The sequence below is a fragment of the Streptomyces sp. NPDC107559 genome (assembly GCF_055657365.1).
This window is the reverse complement of sequence record NZ_JBVKBD010000013.1, coordinates 197177-221280: the sequence shown is the minus strand read 5'-3', so window position 1 is coordinate 221280 and position 24104 is coordinate 197177. Positions and strand designations below refer to the sequence as shown.

The window sequence follows — 24104 nt, the reverse complement described above, 5'->3', positions numbered from 1 at the left end:
TCAGTAGGCCTTGCCGAGGTCCGTCTGGGCGTTGCTCTTGGCGTAGGAGCTGTCCTGGATGACGATGTCCTGGCCGACCTTGCCGCCCTGGGTGAAGGTGTCGAGGGTCTGGAAGGCGAGCGGGCCGAAGCGCGGGTTGGACTCGATGACGCCGTAGATCCACCCGTCCACGATGGCCTGGACGGCGTTGCGGGTGCCGTCGATGGTGACGATCTTGACGTCGCCCGCCTTCTTCCCGGCGCCCTTGAGGGCGTTCACGGCGCCGAGGCCCATCTCGTCGTTCTCGGCGTAGATCCCGGTGATGCCGGGCTTGGACTGGATGAGGTTCTCGGTGACCGACTGGCCCTTCTCGCGGGCGAACTCACCGGTCTGCCGGAACACGATCTTCAGGCCGGGGGCCTTCTCCTTGATGCGGTCCTCGAAGCCCTTGGTGCGTTCGGTGGTGACGTTGTTGCCGGCCGCGCCGAGCAGGATGGCGATCTCGCCCTTGCCGCCGGTCGCCTCGATCATCTGGTCGGCGGCCCGCTGCCCCTGCTGGACGAAGTCGGAGCCGATGAAGCTCACATAGTCCTTGCAGGCGGTGGCGTTGATCTTGCGGTCGATCGTCACGATCGGGATGTGCTTGGCGCCCGCGGCGCGCAGCACCGGCTCCCAGCCGTCGGAGTTCAGCGGTGCGATGACCAGCAGGTTCGCGCCCTTGGCGATGAGGTCCTGGACGTCGCTGATCTGCTTGGAGAACTGCGACTGCGCGTTGGCGGTGAGCAGTTCGATGCCGCGCTTCTGGGCCTCGGCCTTGATGGAGGCGGTCTCCGCGATCCGGAAGGGGTTGGCCTCCTTCTCGGACTGGGAGAAGCCGACCGTGGCGCCCTTGAGGTCGAGTTTGCCGCCGCCGTAGGCGTCGACGGTGCAGGTGGGTCCGGAGTCGGTGCTCGGCGAGGCCACCTGCTGCCCGGCGTCGTCCTGCTGGGCGGTGGAGGTGCTCTTGCCCGAGTCGTCCTCGGACTTGGTGCATGCGGTCACGAGCGCCAGGCTCGTCACGAGGCCTGCTGCGAGGAGGTGGCGTGCGAAGGCGGGACGGGCAACTGCGTTGGTCTTCATGGGAGTCCCCCAAACGGCGCGGCCCCGGCGCGTGAGAGCGCTCTCGGGGAGGCTGGCTCTTGCGGTCAACTCGGCGTGCTCGTCGTTCCGGTGAGGTTTTTACATCGTTGGAAGGAGGCTGTAAACCCCTCCGTTCGAAATCCCGTCAGCGCCGCCCCAGCGTGCTCTCCCGCTCAACGAGCTTGAATTCCGCGGTCAGTTCGCGTCCACCGGGCACTTCGCGCCCCGACAGACTGCGCAGCAGCGAGGCCACGGCCATCCGGGCGATCGCCTGCTTGTCGGGCGAGACCGTGGTCAGGGTGACGGCCCCGAACCGTCCCTCGGCGAGGTCGTCGAAGCCCACCACCGCCACGTCCCACGGCACCCGCAGACCCCGCTCGTGCAGCACCCGCATCGCCCCGATCGCGATCAGGTCGTTGTAGGCGAAGACGGCGTCCGGGCGCACACCCGAGTCGAGCAGCTCGGCCATCGCCCGTGCCCCGTCGTCCCGGTCCCAGCCGCCGACCGGCACCACCAGGCTGTCCGGGGCCGGCACCCCGGCGGCGGCCAGCTCCTCCCGCCAGCCGGCCAGCCGCAGGTGGGCGGGCCGGTTCGCGGAGTCGGTGCGCGCGCCCAGGTAGGCGATCCGGGTCCGGCCGCGGCCCAGCAGATGGCGGACCGCGCACCGGGCCGCGGCCACGTTGTCGATCGCGATGTGGTCGTAGGGCAGGTCGTACACACGCTCGCCGAGCAGCACCAGCGGCACGTCGTCGGACCGGCCCTGGAGGTCCTCGGCCTCCAGCTCCAACGGGCTGAGGATGAGCCCGTCGATCACCCGGGCCGGCAGACCCTGGCTCACCAGGATCTCCTGCTCGCGGTCGCCGCGCGTGTGGTCGAGCAGGACGGTGAACTCGTGCTCGGCGGCCGCGTCGATCACGGCTCCGGCCAGCTCCGCGAAGTAGGGGTTGCCGAGCTCGGGAACGGCGAGCGCGATGATCCCCGTACGTCCCTTGCGCAGATGACGCGCGGTCAGGTTGGGCCGGTAGCCGAGCTCGTCGATGGCCGACTGCACCCGGGCCCGCATCGCCGGGGTGACGTGCGGATAGTTGTTCACCACGTTGGACACCGTCTTGATCGAAACGCCCGCGCGTTCCGCCACGTCCTTCAGGCTGACCCGCAAGGGATCTCCTCAGCGTCGATGGGCGCCGCGTCCTCGGAGCCTGTGCTCTGCCCCTGGACAGCGGCCGGGAGCCGTGCTCTCATGCCAACTGCCGTTCCTTCCAACGTTGTACAGACTGAAGCAACGAGCCGCCACCCTTCCTCAGCCAAGGAGGATCCGTGCGCACCAAACCCCTCAGGCAACGCCTCGCCCTGCTGCTCGCCGCGGCCCTGGGCGCCGCGGGACTCGCCGCGACACCCGTCGCGCACGCGGCCGACGACCCCGTCGAGGTCCATGGCCTCAAGGGCGAGTACTACACCCAGTCCGCCCCCGGCGCCTTCGACTTCGACCAGCTCAAGGCGACCGGACTGGACCCGAACCTCGACTTCGACACCCTGGAGCCGCGCCTGAGCTTCGCCACCGGGCAGTCGGACGACGTCAGCGTCCGCTGGACCGGCCGGATCGTGCCGGAGAAGACCGGCCCCACCACCTTCTCGATCATCGGCGACAACGGCTTCCGCCTCTGGGTCGGCGACACCCTGGTCATCGACCACTGGGTCGACGACTGGGACCGCGAACAGACCGGCGCTCCCGTCGAGTTGACCGCGGGCAAGGCCTACGACATCAAGGTCGAGTACTTCGAGCACTACGGGGGCTCCAACCTCCACCTGCGCTGGACCCCGCCCGGCGGCACCAAGGCCGCCGTCCCGTCGTCCGCGCTGCGGCTGCCCGACGGCTACGACTACGACGGCGCCACCGCCACCGCCGTCCGCGCGGACGGCCGCACGCTGCGGCTCGACTTCGCGCAGCCCCTCGCCGCTCCCCCGGCGGACCTCACCGACCACATCGACGCCGTGATCGGCGGCGCCACCTGGCCGCTCGGCGCGGCCCGGCTGGACCCCGCCGACCCCAGGTCGCTCCTGATCACGCTGGAACAGCCCGTGGTCGGCAACAAGGACGGCACCGCGTCCGGCCTCGCCGACGTCCGCTACGACGGCGCGGGCGGCCTGACCGGAAAGGACGGCAACGTTGTCAAGTCCTTCTGGAGCAGCGGTGCCAACCGGTCCACGTACGAACTGCGCACGAAGTGGGCCGACGAGGTCTCCCCGCACAACGCCCATCCCGAATACCCACGGCCGCAGTTGACCCGCACCTCCTGGCAGAGCCTCAACGGCTCCTGGCAGTTCGCCGCCGCACAGGCCGGCGAGCAGCCGCCGGTCGGCAGGAATCTCGGTGAGAAGATCCTCGTCCCCTACCCCGTCGAGTCACAGCTGTCCGGCCTCGAACGGCACGAGGACCGCATGTGGTACCGGCGCACCTTCACCGTCCCGGCCGGCTGGAAGATCGGCTCCGGCCAGCGTCTCCAGCTGAACTTCGGCGCGGTCGACTGGCAGGCCGAGGTGTACGTCAACGGCCGCAAGGTCGCCGAACACCAGGGCGGCTACGACAAGTTCAGCGCCGACATCACCGACGCCCTCAAGCCGGGCCGCACCCAGGAGCTGATCGTCGGCGTGTACGACCCGACGGACGCGGCCGACGGCGAGAACCCGCCGGTGGGCAAGCAGCGACTGGACCCGAGCGGCATCTGGTACACCCCGTCCTCCGGCATCTGGCAGACCGTGTGGCTGGAGCCGGTCGCCGCCGACCACGTCGACACGCTCAAGCTCACCCCGGACGTGGCCGCGGGCACCCTGACGATCGAACCGCAGGGCGTGCGCGCCGGACTGCCGGTCACCGCCACCGCGTACGCCGGCAAGCGGCGCGTCGCCACCGTCGTCGGCCGCAGCGGCGGGGCCCTCACGCTGCGGATCCCCAAGGCCCACCTCTGGTCACCGGACGACCCCTTCCTGTACGACCTGAAGGTGAGCGTCGGGGGCGACCGCGTCGGCAGCTACTTCGGGATGCGGTCGATCGCGGTGGAGCAGGTGAACGGCGTACCGCGCACCATGCTCAATGGCGAGCCGGTCTTCATGATGGCCACGCTCGACCAGGGCTTCTGGCCGGACGGCCTGTACACCGCGCCGACCGACAGCGCCCTCGCCTACGACCTGAAGATGCACAAGAAGATGGGCTTCAACGCGGTGCGCAAGCACATCAAGGTGGAGCCGGACCGCTGGTTCTACTGGGCCGACCGGCTGGGCCTCATGGTGTGGCAGGACATGCCCGCGATGACGGCCGGGGTGAACCCGTCGACCGCCGCCCGCGCCGAGTACGAGCGCGAGATGAAGCAGATGATCGACGAGCACATCAGCAGTCCGTCGGTCGTCATGTGGGTCACCTTCAACGAGGGATGGGGCCAGTACGACATGGCCCGCATCGCCGACCAGGCCAAGGCCTGGGACCCGACCCGGCTGGTCAACAGCATGTCGGGCATCAACCTCGGGGCCGACGGAGGCACCGGCGACATCATCGACGAGCACGGCTACCCCAGCCCCGCGCTGCCGCCCCACCCGGACGGCAGACGTGCGCTGGTCAGCGGCGAGTACGGCGGCCTGGGACTCGCGGTGCCCGGTCACGCCTGGTCGGTCCAGCAGTCGTACGTCGACGTCGACCCCTCGACCTACACGGACGACTACCTCCAGAAGCTGGCCGAGGTGCACGCGCTGGCCTGCAAGGGCGGCAACGGCGCCGTCTACACGCAGATCTCGGACGTCGAGGGCGAGCTGAACGGCCTGCTGACGTACGACCGCAAGGTCGTCAAACCCGATGTCGAGCGGCTCGGCGCGGCCCAGCGGGCGCTGATCGCCGACGCCTCGCGGGCGACGCCCGCCGGCTGCGCCTGACCCGGTGACGGCTCTCGGCGGACGCCTCCCCGCGCCCCGCCGAGAGACGTGCGCCGATCCCCGCACGGCTGCGGTCCGCCTGCCGCCCATGGGCGGCGGGCGGACCGCACCACCGTCCGGCTCCGCCGCTCCCCCACCCCCCCCACTCCCGACTGGAGAAGCCGCATGGCCATCGCCCGGCGACACTTACTGCAGACCGGAGGCCTCGCCGTCGGCGCCCTGGCCGTCGGCGCCCTGCTCCCCGCGCCGCCGGCCGCCGCGGCGGCCGGCCTCGCCCCCGACGCCTTCACCCGGCTGGCGCCCGGCAGCATCACCGCCCGCGGCTGGCTCGCCGGCCAACTGCGCCTGCAACTGGCCGGACTGTGCGGCCGTTACGCCGAACGCTCCCACTTCCTGGACCTGTCGACCAGCGGCTGGGCCCACCCCGACCGGGACGGCTGGGAGGAACTCCCCTACTGGCTGCGCGGATACGTCCCCCTCGCCATCGCCACCCGCGACTCCACCGCCCTCGCCACGGCCCGCCGCTGGATCGACGCGGTCCTCGCCACCCAGCAGAGCGACGGGTTCTTCGGCCCGCGCGCCCTGCGCACCGCGCTGAACGGCGGCCCCGACTTCTGGCCCTTCCTCCCCCTGCTCCAGGCACTGCGCACCTACGAGGAGTACACGCACGACACCCGTGTCGTGCCCTTCGTCGGCCGGTTCCTGCGCTTCATGAACGCCCAGGGCTCCGGCGCGTTCGACTCCAGCTGGGTGTCGCTGCGCTGGGGCGACGGGATGGACATCGCGCTGTGGCTGTACCGCCGTACCGGTGAGCCCTATCTCCTCGATCTCGTCGACAAGATGCACGCCTGGGGCGCCGACTGGACCGGTCCCCTGCCCAGCGCGCACAACGTCAACATCGCCCAGGGCTTCCGGGAGCCCGCCCAGTACGCCCAGCGCTCCGGCTCGACCGACCTGACCCGGGCCGCGTACCGCACGTACGAACAAGTCCTGGGCGGCTACGGCCAGTTCCCCGGTGGCGGGTTCGCGGGAGACGAGAACATCAGGCCGGGCTTCGACGACCCCCGGCAGGGCTTCGAGACCTGCGGCATCGTCGAGTTCATGGCCAGCCACGAGCTGCTGACGCGGATCACCGGCGACCCCGTGTGGGCGGACCGCTGCGAGGAGCTGGCGTTCAACCTGCTGCCCGCCGCCCTCGACCCCGACGGCAAGGGGGTGCACTACATCACCAGCGCCAACTGCGCGGACCTGGACGACGTCCGCAAGACCGAGGGCCAGTTCCAGAACGGCTTCGCGATGCAGTCGTACCAGCCGGGCGTCGACCAGTACCGCTGCTGTCCGCACAACTACGGCATGGGCTGGCCCTACTTCAGCGAGGAGCTGTGGCTGGCGACCCCGGACGGCGGGCTGGCCGCCGCGATGTACGCGCCCAGCAGCGTCACGGCGACCGTCGCGGGCACGGCGGTCACCGTCACCGAGGACACGGACTACCCGTTCGACGAGACCGTCACCCTGACCCTGTCCACCCCGCGGGCCGTCGCGTTCCCGCTGCTGCTGCGGGTACCGGGCTGGTGCGCGGCACCCGTGCTGCGGATCAACGGCGCGGCGGTCGCCGCCCCGGCCGGGCCCGCGTTCGTGCGGGTCGCGCGCACCTGGCGCAACGGCGACCGCGTCACACTGACCCTGCCGCAGCGCACCACGGTCCGCACCTGGTCCGCCAACCGCGACGCGGTGAGCGTCGCGCACGGCCCGCTGACCTACGCGCTGAGGATCGGGGAGCGGTACGACCGGTACGCGGGTGACGACACCTTCCCCGAGTACGCGGTGCACGCGACGACACCCTGGAACTACGGCCTCGTGCCCGGCACTTCACCGGTACTGCACCGCGCCCCCGGGCCGCTCGCGGCCAACCCGTTCACGCTCGGGAGCACTCCGCTCACGCTCACCGCCGAGGCCCGCCGGATACCCGAGTGGGTCGCCGACGACGAGCACGTGGTCGCCCCGCTGCAACAGAGCCCGGCCCGGGCCACGGGAGCCGTGGAGCAGGTCACGCTCGTCCCGATGGGCGCGGCCCGGCTGCGGATCGCCTCGTTCCCGACCGCCTCCCCGGACGGCCGTGCGTGGGTGCCGGAGCCGTCGTACCGGCGCATCCTCAACAAGCACAGCGGGAAGGTGCTCGGGGTCGACGGGATGTCCACGGCGAACAGCGCGCGGGTCGTGCAGTTCGACGACAACGGCACCGGGGACCACGCCTGGCAGTTGATCGACAAGGGCGAGGGCTGGTTCCTGGTGCGCAACGGCCAGAGCGGCAAGGTGCTGGGCGTCGACGGCATGTCGACCCAGAACAGCGCCCAGGTCGTGCAGTACGAGGACAACGGCACCGACGACCACCTGTGGACCCTGGTGGACCGCGGCGACGGCTGGTCCCTGCTGCGCAACCGGCACAGCGGAAAGGTCCTTGGCGTGGACGGCATGTCGACCCAGAACAGCGCCCAAGTCGTGCAGTTCGACGACAACGGCACCGACGACCATCTGTGGCGGCTGCTCTGAACGGACGGCGGCACAACGGACGGCGTCCTGTTCTCCTCCGACTGGAGGAGAACAGGACGCCGTAGGACGGTGGGCCTCAGTCGCTGAGGAACACTCGGCACGTTCCGGATCTCTCGAAGACCGCCCCGACGATCCTGGGCAGCTTCGATCCCTTCGCCCGGGCGTAGGCCGGGCTGTCATCCAGCGTGAATCCCGCCTCCATCGCGTCCACCCGCACGCCGGAGGGGGTTTCCTTGCCTGCGGAGGCGAGTTGGTTGTCCCGGGCGAACGCCGGAACGCCGTCGCACGGCATCGTGAACTCGACCCCGAACGGGTATCCGTCCGCGGCCTTGAGGGCACCGTAGGCGATGTCCTCGGCCGCCTTGGGCAGGCGGACGCGGTAGTCGGACAGCGCCTGCTCAAGGCTGACATCGGCGAGGTCCGACTCGCCCTGGTGAGGGAACGGCTTCCTGTTCTCGCCGGCGTGCAGGCCGCCGGGATCACAGGCAACAACCAGGCCGACGGCGAGCGCCATGCCGACGAACAGCACCGGAGTGCGTGGCAGTCGGTCGAACATGATCTCTCCTAGCCGATGTTGAACGTCTGGTGACCGACGACATCGAAGTCGCGAGCCAGCCCCACCGAGTTCAGATGGGCCATGTCGTTCTGCTTCAGAGGCTTGAACGGACCGTAGCCGAGATCACTCCGGGGCTTGCCGCCCCCGATGTTCCCCCAGTTGTATCTCTTGTACACGTCCACCGTGACGCTACCCGTGAGATGGCCTCGCTGCATCTCCGTGTTTCCTCGCACCCGGTACTGGTAGCCGTTGAGCGCGAAGTAGTAGTCGTCGGCGTCGTGGCCCTTGTTCTCGCCCTTCTTCTTGGTGGCGACGCTGCCGGGCTGCCAGCCGCTGTCGAACGTGCCGAGCTTGATGTACGAACCGACGTCCTTGCGCATGAGGGAGAGGCTGTTCATCATGTCGGCGACATTGAGCTCGACCGTCTCCCCGCTGTTCTCCATCCAGTGTTCGAGGAGGCCGAAGCCGCGCTGCCACCCTCTCATCGCGACGTAGGACAGGGCCATGGAGCCGGCCATGAAGAAGACGGTCTTGTCGTGCGGGGTCGTCTTCAGCGTGCCCCAGCCGGGACGGTTGGCGTCCTCGGCCTGGACCGGGGGGTACTCGTAGGCCGGGCCGCCGGCCGGCATCTTGTTCGGGTCGAAGCCTGAGCAGTTGTTCGGGTTGCACAGGGAGCCGAAGCCCTGCTCGTTGGCGAGGTCCTGGCTGATGGGCGTCCCGCCCTTGTTCACCGGCTTGTTCATGGTGGGGTCGGCCCACCAGTTGTCCTTGCCGTCCGGGTCCCAGCCCATCAGCGGGCTGTTGTCGGCATAGGCGTACCCGTTGAGCGACTGGCCGTCGGAGGTGTCCAGCAGCGGGTCGACGCTGATGAACTGGCCGAGCAGCGGGTCGTACTCGCGGGCGCCGACGTGGGTGAGGCCGGTGACGGCGTCGGCCGCCTTGCCCAGGAACTTCTTGTCGTCGGGCCAGGTGGTCACCGCGGTGCCGCGGTCGGCGCCGAACGGGGTGGTGTAGCGCCTGGTGATGGCCTGGTCGGTGGCGGTCAGGGCGAGGCCCGCGGTGTTGTGCCGGTCGGCGGCGAGCCAGGTGAGGGTGGAGGTGCCGCTCTGGTTGGAACGCACCGCGACGGTGGTGCCGCCGAGGCTGTAGCTGCGCTGGGCCCACTTCTTGCCGGTGACGGCGTTGTAGTGGACCTCGGTGGCACCGAGGTAGAGCACGCTCTCGCCGCCGGTGTTGCGGCGCACGAGGAGGTTGCCGTCGGTGTCGTAGATGTATCCGGTGGTGCTGGTGGTGGAGCCGGACGTCTCCTTCAGGCTGCCGAGCTTGCCTTCGGTGTCCCAGACCAGGGACTGGGTGGCGGTGCCGTCGGGGCGGGCGGTGGTGCCACCGGCGGCGTCGTAGCCGTAGGCCGCGGTGACTCCGGTGCACACGCCCGAGGCGGTCCCGGCGGGAGTGGCGGTCAGGGTGTGCGGCTGGGTGGTGCTGTTGTAGCAGTAGGTGCGTGAGGTCGTGGTGCCGGTGGTGCTGTGGCTGGTCTCGGTGGTGCGCTGGCCGGCGGTGTTGTAGGCGTAGCTGCTCCAGTAGGGAGCGGGACCGCCGAGGTTGGCGCTGGTGCGGCCGGTGGCGGAGCAGTCGGCCGTCTTGGGCGTCCAGGCCTCGGTCAGGCGCTGGTAGCCGTCGTAGGCGAAGCACTGGTTGTCGGCGCTGCTCGTGCCACCGAGGGTGGTGGGGTCGGTGAGCGAGGTGACGTTGCCGGCCTGGTCGTAGTTGTAGTTGAGCTGCTGGAGCTGCCAGGCGTGGGTGTCGTCGGTGACCACCGACTGGGTCAGTCGGTCCGTGCCCTCGTCCCAGGTGTTGGACACGTACGCCTTCTTGACGCCCGCGGCCGCGGAGATCCCGAGGGTGAGCTGCTGGACCTTGTCGGTGGCGGTGAAGTCGCTCGCCAGGACGTAGCTCTGGGTGCCGCTGAGGGTGGCGGGCAGGCCGTAGTCGTTGTACCCGGTGTCGATGATCTCCTTGGGCAGGCCGCCGGCCTCCGGCTGGACGTCCTGGTTCTGGGCGCCGGTGATGTCGTAGTTGGCGCTGAAGGACAGGGTCGCCGACGGTACCGCTCCGGAGGTCACCATCGGGTCGTCACTGGGCAGCGTCAGCGTGGACTCCAGCGGGTTGTACAGGCTGTCGTAGCTGGTGACCTTGCGGGTGTAGGCGTGGGCGGTGTCGGTGGCGCCGTTGGTGTATCGGGTCGACGAGGACAGCCGGCCCTTGTAGCCGGCGGGGTCGTAGGCCAGGGCGGTGAGCTGGTTGGCCGGGGTCTGCTCCTCGGTGGTGGAGGTCAGGTCGGCGTCCGCCGGCGCTTTGTAGGTGGCGGTGGGGCGGCGCAGCTTGTCGTAGGCGGTGATGACCACCCGGCCCGCGCCGTCCTTGGTCCAGGCCGGCAGGTCCCGGTTGTCGTAGCCGGTGGTCTCGGTGCCCTTGTCCGGGTCGGTGGACCTCACCTGGCGGCCGAACAGGTCGTACGTCCAGCTCCAGGCGCTGTTGTCCGGGCCGGTGACGGTCGCCTGCTTGTCGTCCAGGGTGTAGGAGAACTTCGTCGAGCTGTACGCGGTACCGGTGGCGCCGCCGTAGGCCGCGTCGTCGGGTGAGGTGGTGGCGTACTGACGGGTCTCGACCGTGCGGCCGAGGGCGTCGGTGATCACGCGCTTCGCGGAGCCGCCCTGCACGGCCGTGGTGGCCGTGGAGTCACCGGTGTAGCTGGTGGTGGTGGACCAGCGCTGGACGCCGTAGGTGAAGAAGGTGCTGGTAACCGGGCGCTCGGCGCCGTCGAAGGTGGTCGCGGTCTGCTTGGCGGTGCCGCCGTACTCGGCGCGGGCGTAGGTGCCCGAGGGCGCGTTCTTGCTGTCGTAGACGTCCGCGTAGGTCTCGTAGGCCAGACCGCGGCTGTCGTAGCGGGTGTCGGTCAGGATCCGGCCGCCCTCGGGGCTGCGCTTCTGCGTCTGGATCGGCCGCAGCTGGGCGTCGTAGATCGAGTAGCCAGTCTCGTAGGTGTCGCCGTCCGCCTTGATCGCCCCGGTCGAGGTCCAGGAGGGGGCGGTGTTGCTGATGCTGTAGTCGTAGACGTAGCTGGCCGGCAGGTCGCTGGTGCGGTTGGGCAGCCAGACGGCGGTGACGCGGCCGAGGGCGTCGTAGGTGGACTGGGTCTGCTTGTTGTTGATGTCGAAGGAGCGGATGACGTTGCCGCGGGCGGGCTCGTAGTACGTGAAGGTCTTCTGCGTGGCCGCGTTGGTCTTGATGGCCAGAGTCAGTGGACCGGCGGCGGCGGGCGTGTAGGCCGTGGTGGTGGCGTAGTTCGCCGCGTCGGTGACGGTGGTCGGGCGGCCGAGGGTGTCGTAGACGGTCTTGGCCGTGGTCTGCCAGGTGGTCGGGGCGCGTTCCCCGCCGCTGACGGTCGCCGGGTAGGCGGCAGCCCGTCCGGTCCACGAGGCGTCGCCCAGGGTCGGCGTCTGGCTCGCGCTCCAGGCGGTGGCGGCGGTGTTGTCGTAGACGGTGGCGGTGTCGGAGAGCACGTCGCCGCGATCGGCGACCTTCGTGGGCAGGGTCAGCTGGTCCTCGCCGGTGGCGCAGGTGCGCCCGACGGTGCGGGTGCGGGAGACGAGGCTGTTGATGCCCTTGGTGGTGTTGCGGGCGTACCAGGTGCGGGTGCAGATCTCGTCACCGCTCTTGGCGGTGTCGCCGGCGTCGTCCTCGGTGGCCTTCATGCCGTAGGCGTCGAAGGTGGTGGAGTTCGTGTGCGTGCGCCAGGAGTCCTTGGCCGTCAGATACGTCGACGTGGCGGTCCTGCCGGTCCGGACGAAGTAGGCCTCGGTGTCGGCGTAGGAGGCGTGCTGGGTGGAAGTCACCTTGGACCAGGGGTCGTTGACGGTCACTTCGACGGCCCGGCTGCCGTCGTAGGTGACCTGTTGCCGGGTGAAGCCGGCGTACTGCTCGCTGTCGGTCTGGTCGGCGACGGTCAGGCCGGAGACGGCGACCGGCTTCACGCTGACGGACTTGCGGGCGGTGGGGTCGAGCTTGCCGTCCGAGCCCTGCATCCGGTCGCCGTTCATGCCCTGCATGAAGAGGGTCACCGTCTTGGACTTCACGGCATCCGTGCCCTTGACGGCGGTCACCTTGCCGTAGCCGCGCCACTGCGACCAGGTCCGCTCGTCCTGCGGGGTGAGCGGGTTCTCGTCGTAGTGCCAGGCGGGGTCGGAATAGGTGTAGTCGGTCTCCGTGGTGGCGTTCTTGCCGGTGGGGTCGGTGGTGGTCACCGCGAGGACCCGGTACTTGTGGAACCAGTCCAGGCCGGCTTCCGCGGCGCCGTTGATGTGCCAGTACACCGGGTAGCAGGAGGCGTGGTCGTCGTCCTCGTCCGGGGTCTGGCCGCGCACGCACTCCGGGTCGGAGAGGGTCACGGTGGTCACCGCGCCGGTCTCGGAGATGAGCGTACGGATACGGGGCCGGTAGAGCGGCACGATGTCGTCGGTGCCGTCGACGCGGTTGGGCCGCTTGTCGTAGGTGAACGTCACCGGCGGCAGGGCGATGTCGCTGCCCACCTTGCCGGTGCGCGTGATGGAGTCGAGGACCAGCACCTGGTCGGAGGTGTCGCCGAGGTCGCCGCCGTCGTAGAAGTGCTGGGTGAACGCCCAGGAGTCCACGGCGGTGTACGTGCTGTTCGCCGCGTCCCAGGCGAAGGAGTTCACCCCGGTCAGCCGCTTGCGGGTGAAGAAGGAGGGACTCTTGGAGTCGCAGTCGTCGCCGTTCTTGCAGATGGAGTCGAACGGCACGTCGGGCCAGTGGTCGGCGGTGGAGTCCTTCAGGTCCGAGCAGTCCGCGGCGGTGCAGCGCTCGGCGTAGTCGAAGGTCACCTTGTGCGAGGCGGTGCCGGTGAACAGGGCGTCCTTGCGCTGTCCGTAGAGGATCTTGGTGAGGTAGCCGCCGCGGGTGTAGTCGGCGGTGGCCGTGGTCGCCTTGTTCTTGGCGTAGGAGTTGGCCTCGGCGGTGTACCAGTACGACATCGCGTTGCCGTGCACGTCCTCGACGTAGTCGAGGTTCCACCGCCACGCCTGGGTCAGCGCGCGGTCGGCGAAGGCGGTGCCGTTGCTGTAGCCCGGCTCCCCGGAGTCGTCGCCGAAGACCGGGACGGTCCAGGTGGAGTTGGTGCGCTCGGTGCCGGCGCCGTCCAGCTTGTTCTGGCCGAAGACGTACTTGGTGCCGTTGCCGGTGGTGACCGTCCAGTACTCGCCGTCGTCGTCACCGTTGTCGGCGCCCGTGCCGTGGGTGACGGTCGAGGCGTCGTCGTCCTTCAGCCGCCAGGTGCCGGTGGTGTCGTCCTTGACCAGGGTCGTGGACTTGCCGTTCAGGACGAGGGAGGCGTTGTCGTACTTCCAGCACATGTCGAACTTCTCGTCCTGGCCGTCGTCGTCGCAGGAGCCGTAGGAACGCTCCACGTACGAGGCGGACGACAGGTCGAATCCCTCACCGACGACGCTGCCCTGGTTGTTGCTGTTGGCGGTCCGGCCGTCGATGGCGCCGGAGTCGTAGGAGAGGGTGATCGAGGGGGCGGGACCGGCCGCCGGGGCCGGGGTGCCCATGGGGTACGACCAGCTGAACGAGCCCGAGGAGCCGCCGGCCTGCCAGGACGACGACGGGCTCAGCGGGGTGGCGGTGTACGCGCCCGAACCCGACGCCGACTCACCGGCGGCCGCGGCGAGCGCCACGACGGCGGTGGCGGGCGCCACCTGGGCGGTCGTGGCGGCGGTGGCCGTCGGGGTGCGGACGGTCGTCACCTGGGCGGAGACGGTCCGGTCGCCGATGTCGTTGCGCGATCCGGCCAGCGGTGTCTCGGTGCGGCAGGAGGCCTTCTGCGGCGTGGTCAGCGCACACGCCGGCAACTGCACCAGGCGCAGCCGGCCGGCCCAGTCACCGCCGTAGGCCGAGGCGAACGACGAGTAGTCCACGACCAGCCCGGTGGTACCGGCCTGGTCGGCGGTGACCGACAGCAGTACGCCCTTGATGCCGGCGGCGGCGGCCTCCTTGCGGCCGAGCACCTGCACGGTCGCCGCGGTCGCGGCCGGGGCGGCGGCCTTGTCCTTCGCCTTGGCGCCGGCCTTGTCCTTGCCGGACGGCGTGGTCGGCGCGGTGAGGGTGACCGGCAGGCCGCCGACCTCGGTGCGCCTGCCGCGGACGAGGCCGGCGCGGGCGGGGCTGGGCCAGGTGGCGTGCTGGGCGGCCAGGGCCTTGGCGCCCTCCGCCCGGTTGCGGGCCCGGGCCCCGGCCAGACGCGCCCGGGCCGCCTGCGCCGTGGCGGGGTCCGCCGGAACCATGCCGGCGCTGCGGGTCTTCGGTGTGTGGGGCCGGCCGAGCGCGTCGGCGGCCTGTGCAATCGGGGCCAGTCCGATCGGCACGCTCAGGGCGAGCACGAGTGACCCGACGGCCAGACGAAGGGTGCGGCTGACGGTGGCCGCGGGGCCGTTCCGTCGTCTGCGTGGACGCAAGAACATGGTGTTGGTTCCGCTCCAAGGCATACGGAGGTGCACGGATGGTGGTGGAGGAGGCCGGCCCGCACGTGCAGGCCGACGGTGAAGGAGCCCGACGGACCGGCCGGCCGGGGCTGCGGGGCGTGGCACGGACACCCGTCGGGGCGGCCGCGGACACTGCTCGGGGCCCGGCCCGTTCGGCCGGGCCCCGAGCCCGCGGCTAGCCGCCGATCATGTTCTCCACCTGCATGTCGTTGGCGGGCGCCCCGACCCAGATCCGCAGATCGCTGATCTTCTCGGGCAGGTAGTTGCCCCACGCCTTGTTCACGTAGGCCCGGCCCGCGCTGAAGTCACCGCTGCCTGCGACCGCGGTGAAGGCGGTCGGTACGTCGTTGGGTGTGGCGTCCAGGTACAGGCTGATCGTCCCGTCCTGGGCGTTGTAGGCGCCGGTCAGCCGGACGCGTTCGTCGGTCAGGGCTGCGCTGTCGGACGTGACGGCGGTGTAGGTCTTGCCGTCCGCCGCGAGGCGTCCGAAGCGCCAGTACCCGACGGGTACGTCCTTGAGGGTGCCGTCGTCCTGCGGGACCTGCTCGGTGCCGGTCTGGTTGAACCACAGGCCCCAGGCGGATCCGTCGGCGGTGCGCTGGCCGACGACCTGCCCGCTGTAGCCGGTGGCCTTCTTGGCCAGGGCGACGCCGTCGAGTTCCACCTCGGTGGTCACGGTGAAGGAGCCGGTGTCGTCCACGACCGGGCCGGGCACGGTCGCCGCGTCGTCGACGCCGTCCAGCGGGATGGTCTCGCCGTCCAGCGTGGCGCCACCGGTGAGGGTGACGGTCCGGCCGCCGTAGCCGCTGACCGGGTCGGACAGGGTGGTGCCGGTGGCTCCGTCCGGGTTCCAGGCACCGACCAGTTCCACGGCGGTGCTCCCGGTGTCCGGGTCGATCAGTCCGGCTTCCTGAGCCATCTCACCGTCGCTCAGGGCCCGTTGGAAGACGGCGACCTCGTCGACGCGGCCGCGCCAGTAGCGCTCGAACCCGCCGTCGTAACCCGCGCGTCCGACCTCCAGGACGCCGTCGCTGGTGGTGGGCTTGCCGGATGTCCCCAGTGCCATCGGGGAGCCCTGCGGACGGCCGTTGACATAGAGGGTGATGGTGCGGTCGGTGGCGTTGTAGACCCCGCCGACGTGGGTCCATGTCTTCAGGGGCACGCCCGCGGCCGAGGCGTTGGCGCCGACGTACTTGCGCACCCCGTTCTCGTACCAGGACCACAGGAACACCCAGCGCTGGACGCTCGAGGAGTAGTACAGCGACCAGCCGGTGTTGTCGGAGTTCAGCTGGGAGGCGATCGTGCGGAAGTCGGAGCTGTCCGTCAGGAAGGCCCAGGTGGAGACCGAGAAGGAACCCTGCATGTTGATCACGGGTGCCGAGGTGTCGGCCCAGGCGGTCTGGTTGGCGGCGACGGTGGAGTCCAGCCAGAAGGAGCGGTCCCCCTCGCCCCGGCGCGCCAGGGAGGAGAAGCCGGCGCCGGCGGTGTGGAAGGTCAGGGCGTGCCGGGTGCCGGTCGTGGTCGCGCTGTCGGCGGCCGCGGTCACCCCGGAGCCGGGGGCCGCGTCGTCGAAGTGCCAGCGTCCGGTGGCGCCTTCGCCCTCCGCCACCTTGAACAGGAAGCTGGTGGTGGCACCGGGCCGCCCGGAGCCGACGTTGTCCTTGGCCCGGACCTGGAGGATCTGGGTGCCGGGCAGCTCGGGCGTGATCAGCTTGGTCGGCGCGGAGCCCGTGACGGAGTGCCAGGAGGGCCAGGTCGGCAGCCGGTACTCGTAACTGGCGATGTTGGTGTCGCCCGAGGCGGGCTTGAAGTAGAAGTTCCCGCCCATGCCGGGGCCGCCGCCGGCGGCGCAGGCGTTGGCGGTGCACAGGCTGTAGGTGCCGTCGGTGGTGACGGTGGGCGCCTTGGGTGCGGTGGTGTCGACCTTGAAGTAGCACCAGCCCTTGGATACCACCGAGCTGTGCGTCGACTCGATCATGTGGTCGTCGCCGCTCCAGTAGGACCGGGTCCACGACTGCATCCGGGCCAGGGTCCCGTCGGCGAAGGACACCGGCGAGGTCACCTGGACCTTGGCGTTGTCGGTGACGAACCCGCTGGACGGGCGCACCGGTTCGGTGGCGACGCTCCAGCTGCCGTCGGTGTTCTTCTTCTGCACCACGAAGTGGGCGCGCAGGGTCGCGCCGCTCTCACCGCCGGACTCCGTCTGCACGTTGGAGACGAAGTCGGGGGTCGGGTCCGAGATGATCGCCGGGTCCGACTCGGTGGTCTCGCAGGTGGTGCCGCTGCCGGACAGGACGGCGGGGCCGGTGGGCGGCCCGGGGACGCCGACGTAGTTCACGTCCAGGACCGCGTCGTCGTCGAAGCGCTTCCAGCCGTTGGGGTCGCCCTCGTCGCCGGCCTTGAGCATCAGCGTCAGCCGGGACATGTCCCCGGCCGCGAAGGACTGCACGGTCTTGGTCAGGTTCTCGTACGACTGGCTGGGGTCGTCGTTGAACTCGATCGGCTTCGCCGGCTGGCTCGGGTCGCAGGCGGAGCCGCGGCCCGCGGAGACCGTACGGTCGCCCATGACGTCCCAGTTGGCGGTGGGGCCGGGCCAGCGGGTGGAGGAGGAGATGTCACCGGTGCGCACCAGCTGCACCACGGTCGCCGTGCAGGACATCGACCAGCGCTCGGTCACCCGGAAGGTGGCGTCCAGCACCTTCTTGCCCTTCAGCGCGGACGGCGAGAACTCGAAGTACATGCGCTGCTTGTACGGGGTGCCGGTGGTGCAGGGGTAGCCGTAGCCGCCGGTGTAGTAGATGGAGCACAGGCCGACCCCCTTGCCCTCGTCTCCGCCGGTGAAGTTGTAGAAGGCGTCGCCGTCGGAGGAGAGCACCGTGCGCTCGGACTCCGACCAGGAGACGTCCGGGTCGATGTAGAGCGGGTAGACGGTCTTGTCGTCCTTGAGCCGGCCGGCGTCGGGGACGACGGTGATGGCGCTCTGGGTGGCCGACACGTCCAGCGGGACGGCGGTGGCGGCACCGCTCGGGCCCTCGGTGGGGTCGGTGGCACCGGACTCGTCGCCCGTGCCCGCGGAGCCCGCCGCCGGGGTGCCTTCGGACGTCACGGCGGCCCCGGACGTCACGGCGGTGGACTTCACGGCGGTGGACTTCGCGGCGGAGGACTTCACCGGCGGTGACCCGGCGGGTGACTCGTCGGGTGACCCGGCAGGTGCGGGCGTGCCCGTCTCGCCGTCACGGCCGGTGGAGTCCCACTGCCGGGCCGTCGGTGCGCGGAAGACAGTGGCTCCGTTCTCGTCCACCGCCTGGAGCGACTGGCCCGCGCCCTCCCTGAGCACCAGGCCGTCGGCCTGTACCGGCAGACGGAGCTCGGCCAGCGCCGGGTTCGCGGCGGCCTGGGCCGTCTTCACGACGAGGACCTCGCGATAGCCCTCGGTGGTCGCCGTCATCCGCAGGTCCACGTCCGGCAGCACGTCCGCGTAGACGGCCGAGTCGCCCTCCAGCGTGGGAACGGGCAGCGAACCGGTCCAGCCGACCGTCAGGGTGTGGCCGCCCTCGGCCATGCTCACCAGGTCCTTGCCGTCGCCCCCTCCGGAGAAGGACACCCCGGCCACCGCGGCCTTCGGAGCGACGCGGCCGTCGTCACGACGGACCAGCGTGGCGTCCGGCGTCGCCCAGGCGCCGCCGGGCCGGGCCACCCGGACGGGGGTCACCGACTGCTTGAGGTTGAACGTGCTGCCGTCGGGATTGGCGTAGGTGGTCGAGTACTCGGTGCGCTCGGACACCACCTCGACCTGCTTTCCGGACTCCGCCGCCTGGGCGGCCGCCTGCGCCGCCGGCGAGGTGGCGGAGGCGACTCCCTGCGCGGCGGCGCCCTGCGCGGGAGCCGCGCCGGCGGGCGTGGGCGACAGGACGGGAAGTCCCGCCAGCACCAGTCCCGACAGCGCGCCGACGACCGCGACCCGGGTTCTGCGTCTGCGCCGTGCACGCGAGTACGCCGTCATTCCCCACTCTGTCATTCCCCACCGACCCCCTGGTCCGTCGGCGCACGCTTCGCCAAGGCCCCGGACGGGCCTCTTCGACAACGGCGCCATAGAAAACTCAGCAGAGGAAAGCGCGAAGCGGACGGAGCGTCAAATGACTTTGTCCGTAAGGAAGTTGTCCGCAAACAAATCGGCCGGACAGATGCAGACGCCGACTTTCGTTCCATGGACACTGAAACGGACGAAACATTCCGTCACCTCGCATCCGCAGAGGAACCGACACCTCCATTTGACTGCAGGACCTGCCGATCCGACCAAGATCAATCACGTCCGGGTAAAAAGCCGAGTCCGACACCGGACGACCCTCAACGGAACAGAAGTGCAAAGTTCCGCATTTTGACGTGCCGCCATCTCCGAACCGACGTGCGTTCATGTTGAATGCAATCAAATTTCACCCTCGGCACGTTCACCGATCGCGGCCGGACCACCCCGCATCGCGGGTTCACCGGAACGGAAATCGGAGCCAGGTCGGCATCAATGCCTCGGCCGGGCGCAATGGCGGCCCGCCCTGCTGTCACAGCGCGGCAACCGGGCGGCAGCGGCCGGAAAATCGGCCGCAGAACGCCGCCCGGCCCGTGTTCGTGCAACCGGTGATGCGCGTGGGTCGATCCACATGCAGACTGGCCGTAGAGGTCCGACAGTGCTGCGACGGCGCGGACCCGGTCCGTGCCACCGGAGCGGAGAGGTCGCCACGACCTCGAGACGCCGGAGGTGTCCATGTCCCGTCCATCGATCTCCCGCCGGGTCAAGCTCGCCCTGGCGGCCGGTACCGCCCTGCTGCTCGCCTGGGCCGTGCCCACCTCGGCCTCGCCCGCCGCAGGCGACGTACAGGTCATACTCGGCCAGCCCGGGGAGGATTCCATCCTGCTCGCCCCGCGACTGGTCGTGAAGAACCCCCAGGACGGCCACTGTTACACCGTGCTCGAACTGTTCCCCAACGCTCCCGAGGGCAACTACTTCCGTTCGGTGGCCAATTACACCATCAGGCCCGTCTCCGCGTACGAGAACAGCACGTGCACCGGGGCTCCGTGGGGCGGGTCGGCCCTGTCGTACGCCCTAGGTGTGTCCGGCGCCCCGCTCCACTCCTTCAGAGTCGGCTGAACCCTTCCGCAGGAGCTCCGCACCCGACTCCCGCATCCGCGGGTCACGGTCGCAGCCCCGCATGCCTGAGCGTGACCGCGGACAGTGCGGAGATGACCTCCTGATCCCCACGCCGCCAGGCGTCCGCCAGGCCGCCGGGCGGCGCGGGGATCGCGGCGAGCGCACGCTGCGGCCCGGTGAGGGCGCGCAGGGCGAGCAGGTCCGCGCCGCCCGGTGCGTCGAGCAGACGGCGCGTGGTGGCGCTGCGCCTGATCCAGTGCAGCCGCGGCGGGAGCCACAGCACCAGGACGAAGGCCACCGGAAGAACGATCAGGGCCACCGCGGTCAGTGTGGCGACCTGTCCCACGGTGTCCTGCAACGACCGTCCGGCGTCGGACAGGCCGTTGCCGGCGTCGGCTGCGGCCAGGAGCGGCTTCTTCAGGGAATCACCGACGAACGGCACCTTCGAGGCCGCGTCGCCGGCGTCGCCCAGACCGTCGGCGAGGGTGTCGCCCGCGCTCTGCGCCTCCCGTCCGGGCTCCGCCAGCAGCATGATCACGTGATGGACGGCCAGGGCGAACCGCACCGCGGCCGCGATCAGGACCACGGCGATCAGGTCCGCGAGCACCTGGCGGCTCCGACGCACTGGGGTCTGGGCATAAAGACGCATGCGCATGCTCCTGTTCCGGCGGTGACATCGGGACGGTCCGGCTCGGGCCGGGCGGGGTGGGGCGGTCGCGGTGACGGGATCGGGCCGGCGGCCCGGCCGTGCGTGGGCCGAGAGGCGGATCCGGGGCACGGGTGTCCGCGTCCGCGGGCCGGGGCGGTCGAGCGGCGTTGTGTCGGATACCGATGGATGGTCCCGGGGGTGGTGGGAAGGACTCCTCGGACCATGGTGGCATTCCGTCTCAGCGGCCGGAAGTACGGCGCCCGGGGCCGATCCGCAGCACGCGGGGCGGGCGCGCGGCCGGTTCGGGCAGGCGCAGCGGCGAGCGGCCCGGGGTGATGGTGCCGAGCAGTGTCGCCCGCCGGGCTCCGGTGCCCGACGGAAGCGTGCCGGGCAGGCCGTGCACCGTGAGGAATCCCAGGATCGCGAAGGCCAACGCCTCCTTCGCGTCGGAGGGAAGGCCCAGCTCATGGCTGGGGCGCAGCGGCACCCCGGGCAGCTCCTCGGCGATCATGCGCATCAGCACGGGGTTGCGCACCCCGCCGCCGGACACGACGAGCTGGGTGGCGCCATGGGCCCGGCACGCGTCGGCGACGGTGACCGCGGTCAGCCGGGTCAGGGTGGCCAGTACGTCGTCGGGCCGGGGCGCGGGCAGCACTGCCGCGAGGGCCCGTTGCAGATAGGGCAGATGGAAGTACTCCTTGCCGGTGGTCTTCGGGGCCGGCCTGCGGTAGTAGGGGTCGTCCAGCAGGAAGCGGAGCAGCTCGGGACGGGTCCGGCCGGCCGCGGCCCGTCGCCCGTCCGCGTCGTAGGCGTGGGCGCCGCCGGTGAAGTGCCGTACGGCCGCGTCCAGGAGCGCGTTGGCGGGGCCGGTGTCGAAGGCCAGCGGGTCGGTGCCGGGCGCGAGAACGGTGACGTTGGCGATGCCCCCCAGGTTGAGTGCGGCGGGTGTGCCGGGCAGGCCGCGCAGCAGGAGGGTGTCGGTCAGGCCCACCAGCGGGGCTCCCTGCCCGCCCGCCGCCACGTCCCTGCTGCGCAGGTCGGAGACGACCGGGAGGCCGGTGGCCTCGGCGATCCAGGCGGGCTGGCCGAGTTGCAGACTGCCGTGCACGGCGCCGTCCTCGACCCAGTGGTACAGCGTCTGGCCGTGCGAGACGACGAGGTCCGCCCTGCCGTCGCACAGGTCGTGCAGGGCGCGTTCGGCGGCGGCGGCGAAGGCCTGGCCGATGCGGGTGTCCAGGGTGCAGACGGCCCGGGTGGTCGTGGTGGCCGGCGGCAGCGTGGCGGCGATCAGGTCGCGCACGGCGTCGGGGTAGGGGGCGGACAGGTGCCCCAGCGGGCGCAGGTGCAGGACGTCGCCGTCCAGGGCGAGGTCCGCGGCGGCGGCCTCGATGGCGTCGTAGGAGGTCCCCGACATCAGGCCGATCACCCGCACGGCAGCTCCCCCGCCGTCCGCCACCCGGGCCGGGTGACGAGAGCCGGCCGCGGCGCAGGCACGGTCGGCCGTGACAGGATCCTTGAGAGAAGCCTTGGCCGGAGCGGTGGTTGTGAGCGGGGTCGCGGCCCGGGCGGCTGGTGCGGCGCGAGCAACTGGTGCGGTCCGGGCGACTGTTGCGGCGTGACCTGTGGGGCGGGTCGCGGCACGGGCTGCGACGACGGGTGCGGCATGGCGTCTCCGTGGGGGAACGTCCGTGGCGGTCGGGGGAACGTCCGTGGCGGTCGGAGCGGGACGCGGCGAGGCACGACGGGTGCTGTGCCGCGGTGCCCGTCCTGCAAGCGTGCCGTCCCTCCCGGCCGAGGGCCGCCGTGACACGGCCGGGATCCGTGCCCGGCCTGCCGTCTTCGGTGGCCGCCTTCGGTGGCCGCCTTCGGTGGCCGTCTCCGGGGGCCGTCACCGGGGGCCGTCACCGGGGGCCGTCACCGACGGTTGGCCCGAATCCGTGCCGTGCCCTGCCTGCCGTCGTCCGTGGTGACCGCCTCCGACGGTCCCGGTCATCCCCGCGAGGCCGGGACCATCGGCCCGGCGCACTGTGCCCGACGGCCCATGACGTGCGGCTACGGCGGGACGACAATGGAGGTGCGACGCCGGGAGGACGGGCGCGTGGCCCGGGTCCGGCGGCCGCCTGGAAGTGGGTGACGTGATGTTCTGGTACGGCCATGATCCCGGCGGATGGGGCTGGTTCGGCATGTCGGTCGGCATGATCCTCTTCTGGGCCGCCCTCATCACCGTCGGCGTTCTGCTGTTCCGGGCCCTGTCCCGGCCGTCCGGCACCGGCTCGACGAACCACCTCCCCCCGAACCGGCCCTTCCCCGAGCAGCTGCTCGCCGAACGGTTCGCCCGCGGGGAGATCGACGAGGACGAGTACCACCGCCGTCTGGACGTCCTGCGCGGCAGCGGCGGTACCCGGCTCGACAAGGCCTGATCCGGCGTCCGCGCGGGTGCCCGCCGAGGCGCCCGGCGACGCCGTCGGACGGCCGCGCGTGGCCTGATCCCCGGTGCCATAGTGGGAAGAGCGCACAGGTGGAAGGGACGGAAGTCGCCTCTACGTGGACGAACGGTCGGCCCTGGAGGGAGGCAGGTCCGTTGTCGGTACGCACACTCGACGCGAGAACCGTGACGGCCCTGGTCGCGGACGCCACGGCAGCGCCCTCCATGCACAACGCCCAGCCGTGGAGGTTCCGCTTCCGGCGCGCGGACAGCGCCTTCGAGGTGCACGCGGACCTCGACCGCGCCATGCCGCACGCCGACCCCACCACCCGCGCCCTGCACCTGGGCTGCGCCGCCGCCGTGTTCAATCTGCGCGTGGCCGCCGCGCACGCGGGCTGGGAGCCCGTCACCCGGCTGCTGCCCGATCCGGCGGACCCCGCCCTGCTCGCCGAGGTACGGCTGGCCGGCCCCACGCCCGCCGACGACGACCTCGCCGCGCTGCATCCGGCGATCCGCCGCCGCCACACCAGCCGTCACCCGTTCACGGACGAGGAGATTCCGCAGGCCGTCAAGGACACCCTGAGCGGTGCCGCCGTGCTGGAGGGCGCCCAGCTGGTCTTCCCCGGGGCGTGGCATGTCCGGACCCTGCTGCATCTGGTCCAGGACGCCGAGGGGCGCGACGACCGGGACTCCGCCGCCGCCGAGGAACTGAGCCGCTGGACCCGCGTGGGCGCACCGGCGGCCGGACAGCCGGGCGACGGGGTGCCGGAGGAAGCCTTCGGCCCGCGAAAGCGCTTCGGCGCGGCACCCGTGCGTGACTTCGCGGGCCGGCACCCCGTGCCCGGCCGGGAGACCGCCGTGTTCGAGGAAACACCCCAGCTCGCCGTTCTGGGCACCCAGGACGACCGGCCACGGGACTGGCTGGTGGCGGGCCAGGCGCTGGAGCGCGTACTGCTGCGGGCCACCCTCGACGGGCTCGCCACCTCCCTCACCTCGCATGCCCTCGAGTGGCCCGAACTCCGCTGGACCGTACGCGACCCGGAATCCGCCATGGGTTTCGTCCAGATGGTCCTGCGGCTCGGCTACGGCCCCTCGGGGCCCGGGACGGCCCGGCGCCCCGTGGACGAGGTGCTCGACATCGAGGGCGACTGACCGCATGGCGTCGGCCTGCGTGTCCTACGAAGCTGGATTGTCAGTCCGGACGG

The 24104-nt window shown here is 71.0% G+C and carries 12 protein-coding genes; 5 read left to right on the top strand and 7 right to left on the bottom strand.

Going from position 1 to position 24104, the window contains the following annotated elements:
* Together ACZ7OY_RS31945 and ACZ7OY_RS31940 are read right to left on the bottom strand one after the other, a co-directional pair.
* The gene (locus ACZ7OY_RS31945) at nucleotides 1–1098 is read right to left on the bottom strand and encodes an ABC transporter substrate-binding protein (RefSeq protein ID WP_471914654.1); all 1098 of its coding nucleotides are present in this window, start codon (nucleotides 1096–1098) and stop codon (nucleotides 1–3) included.
* A gap of 145 nt (nucleotides 1099–1243) precedes the next feature.
* Nucleotides 1244–2257, bottom strand: a complete 1014-nt coding sequence (locus ACZ7OY_RS31940; protein ID WP_471914653.1) for a LacI family DNA-binding transcriptional regulator — start codon at nucleotides 2255–2257, stop codon at nucleotides 1244–1246.
* Between the two features lie 158 nt (nucleotides 2258–2415).
* Here ACZ7OY_RS31940 and ACZ7OY_RS31935 point away from each other — a divergent pair, with 158 nt between their 5' ends.
* Together ACZ7OY_RS31935 and ACZ7OY_RS31930 are read left to right on the top strand one after the other, a co-directional pair.
* On the top strand, nucleotides 2416–5019 hold the full coding sequence (locus ACZ7OY_RS31935; protein ID WP_471914652.1) for a PA14 domain-containing protein: 2604 nt from the start codon (nucleotides 2416–2418) through the stop codon (nucleotides 5017–5019).
* A gap of 165 nt (nucleotides 5020–5184) precedes the next feature.
* Nucleotides 5185–7569, top strand: coding sequence for a beta-L-arabinofuranosidase domain-containing protein (locus tag ACZ7OY_RS31930; protein WP_471914651.1), 2385 nt, complete (start codon nucleotides 5185–5187; stop codon nucleotides 7567–7569).
* A 76-nt stretch (nucleotides 7570–7645) separates the two neighbouring features.
* On the opposite strand, the gene ACZ7OY_RS31925 is transcribed toward ACZ7OY_RS31930, so the two are convergent.
* From ACZ7OY_RS31925 to ACZ7OY_RS31915, 3 genes are all read right to left on the bottom strand, one after another.
* The gene (locus tag ACZ7OY_RS31925; RefSeq protein WP_471914650.1) at nucleotides 7646–8125 is read right to left on the bottom strand and encodes a hypothetical protein; all 480 of its coding nucleotides are present in this window, start codon (nucleotides 8123–8125) and stop codon (nucleotides 7646–7648) included.
* Between the two features lie 8 nt (nucleotides 8126–8133).
* Nucleotides 8134–14661, bottom strand: a complete 6528-nt coding sequence (locus ACZ7OY_RS31920) for an RHS repeat-associated core domain-containing protein (protein ID WP_471914649.1) — start codon at nucleotides 14659–14661, stop codon at nucleotides 8134–8136.
* 196 nt (nucleotides 14662–14857) lie between these two features.
* Nucleotides 14858–18700, bottom strand: coding sequence for a laminin G domain-containing protein (locus tag ACZ7OY_RS31915; RefSeq protein ID WP_471914648.1), 3843 nt, complete (start codon nucleotides 18698–18700; stop codon nucleotides 14858–14860).
* Nucleotides 18701–19441: 741 nt separating this feature from the next.
* Between ACZ7OY_RS31915 and ACZ7OY_RS31910 the strand changes: the two genes are divergently transcribed.
* Nucleotides 19442–19825: a hypothetical protein gene (locus ACZ7OY_RS31910; RefSeq protein WP_471914647.1), complete on the top strand. Its 384-nt coding sequence runs from the start codon at nucleotides 19442–19444 to the stop codon at nucleotides 19823–19825.
* 43 nt (nucleotides 19826–19868) lie between these two features.
* On the opposite strand, the gene ACZ7OY_RS31905 is transcribed toward ACZ7OY_RS31910, so the two are convergent.
* Both ACZ7OY_RS31905 and ACZ7OY_RS31900 read right to left on the bottom strand, forming a co-directional pair.
* Nucleotides 19869–20474 (bottom strand): hypothetical protein, encoded by a 606-nt coding sequence (locus ACZ7OY_RS31905; protein ID WP_471914646.1) that lies wholly within the window; start codon nucleotides 20472–20474, stop codon nucleotides 19869–19871.
* A gap of 238 nt (nucleotides 20475–20712) precedes the next feature.
* Nucleotides 20713–21906: an anhydro-N-acetylmuramic acid kinase gene (locus ACZ7OY_RS31900; RefSeq protein WP_471914645.1), complete on the bottom strand. Its 1194-nt coding sequence runs from the start codon at nucleotides 21904–21906 to the stop codon at nucleotides 20713–20715.
* Nucleotides 21907–22612: 706 nt separating this feature from the next.
* Here ACZ7OY_RS31900 and ACZ7OY_RS31895 point away from each other — a divergent pair.
* Nucleotides 22613–22894, top strand: coding sequence for an SHOCT domain-containing protein (locus tag ACZ7OY_RS31895; protein ID WP_471914644.1), 282 nt, complete (start codon nucleotides 22613–22615; stop codon nucleotides 22892–22894).
* 161 nt (nucleotides 22895–23055) lie between these two features.
* A complete protein-coding gene (locus tag ACZ7OY_RS31890) occupies nucleotides 23056–24051 on the top strand; it encodes an Acg family FMN-binding oxidoreductase (RefSeq protein WP_471914643.1) in 996 nt (331 codons plus the stop codon).
* Nucleotides 24052–24104: the final 53 nt, after the last annotated feature.

Coding starts and splice junctions, on each gene's coding strand:
- ACZ7OY_RS31945 (WP_471914654.1), bottom strand. CDS start 1,098: ATGAAGACCAACGCAGTTGCCCGTCCCGCCTTCGCACGCCACCTCCTC.
- ACZ7OY_RS31930 (WP_471914651.1), top strand. CDS start 5,185: ATGGCCATCGCCCGGCGACACTTACTGCAGACCGGAGGCCTCGCCGTC.
- ACZ7OY_RS31925 (WP_471914650.1), bottom strand. CDS start 8,125: ATGTTCGACCGACTGCCACGCACTCCGGTGCTGTTCGTCGGCATGGCG.
- ACZ7OY_RS31920 (WP_471914649.1), bottom strand. CDS start 14,661: ATGTTCTTGCGTCCACGCAGACGACGGAACGGCCCCGCGGCCACCGTC.
- ACZ7OY_RS31915 (WP_471914648.1), bottom strand. CDS start 18,700: ATGACAGAGTGGGGAATGACGGCGTACTCGCGTGCACGGCGCAGACGC.
- ACZ7OY_RS31910 (WP_471914647.1), top strand. CDS start 19,442: ATGTCCCGTCCATCGATCTCCCGCCGGGTCAAGCTCGCCCTGGCGGCC.
- ACZ7OY_RS31905 (WP_471914646.1), bottom strand. CDS start 20,474: ATGCGTCTTTATGCCCAGACCCCAGTGCGTCGGAGCCGCCAGGTGCTC.
- ACZ7OY_RS31895 (WP_471914644.1), top strand. CDS start 22,613: ATGTTCTGGTACGGCCATGATCCCGGCGGATGGGGCTGGTTCGGCATG.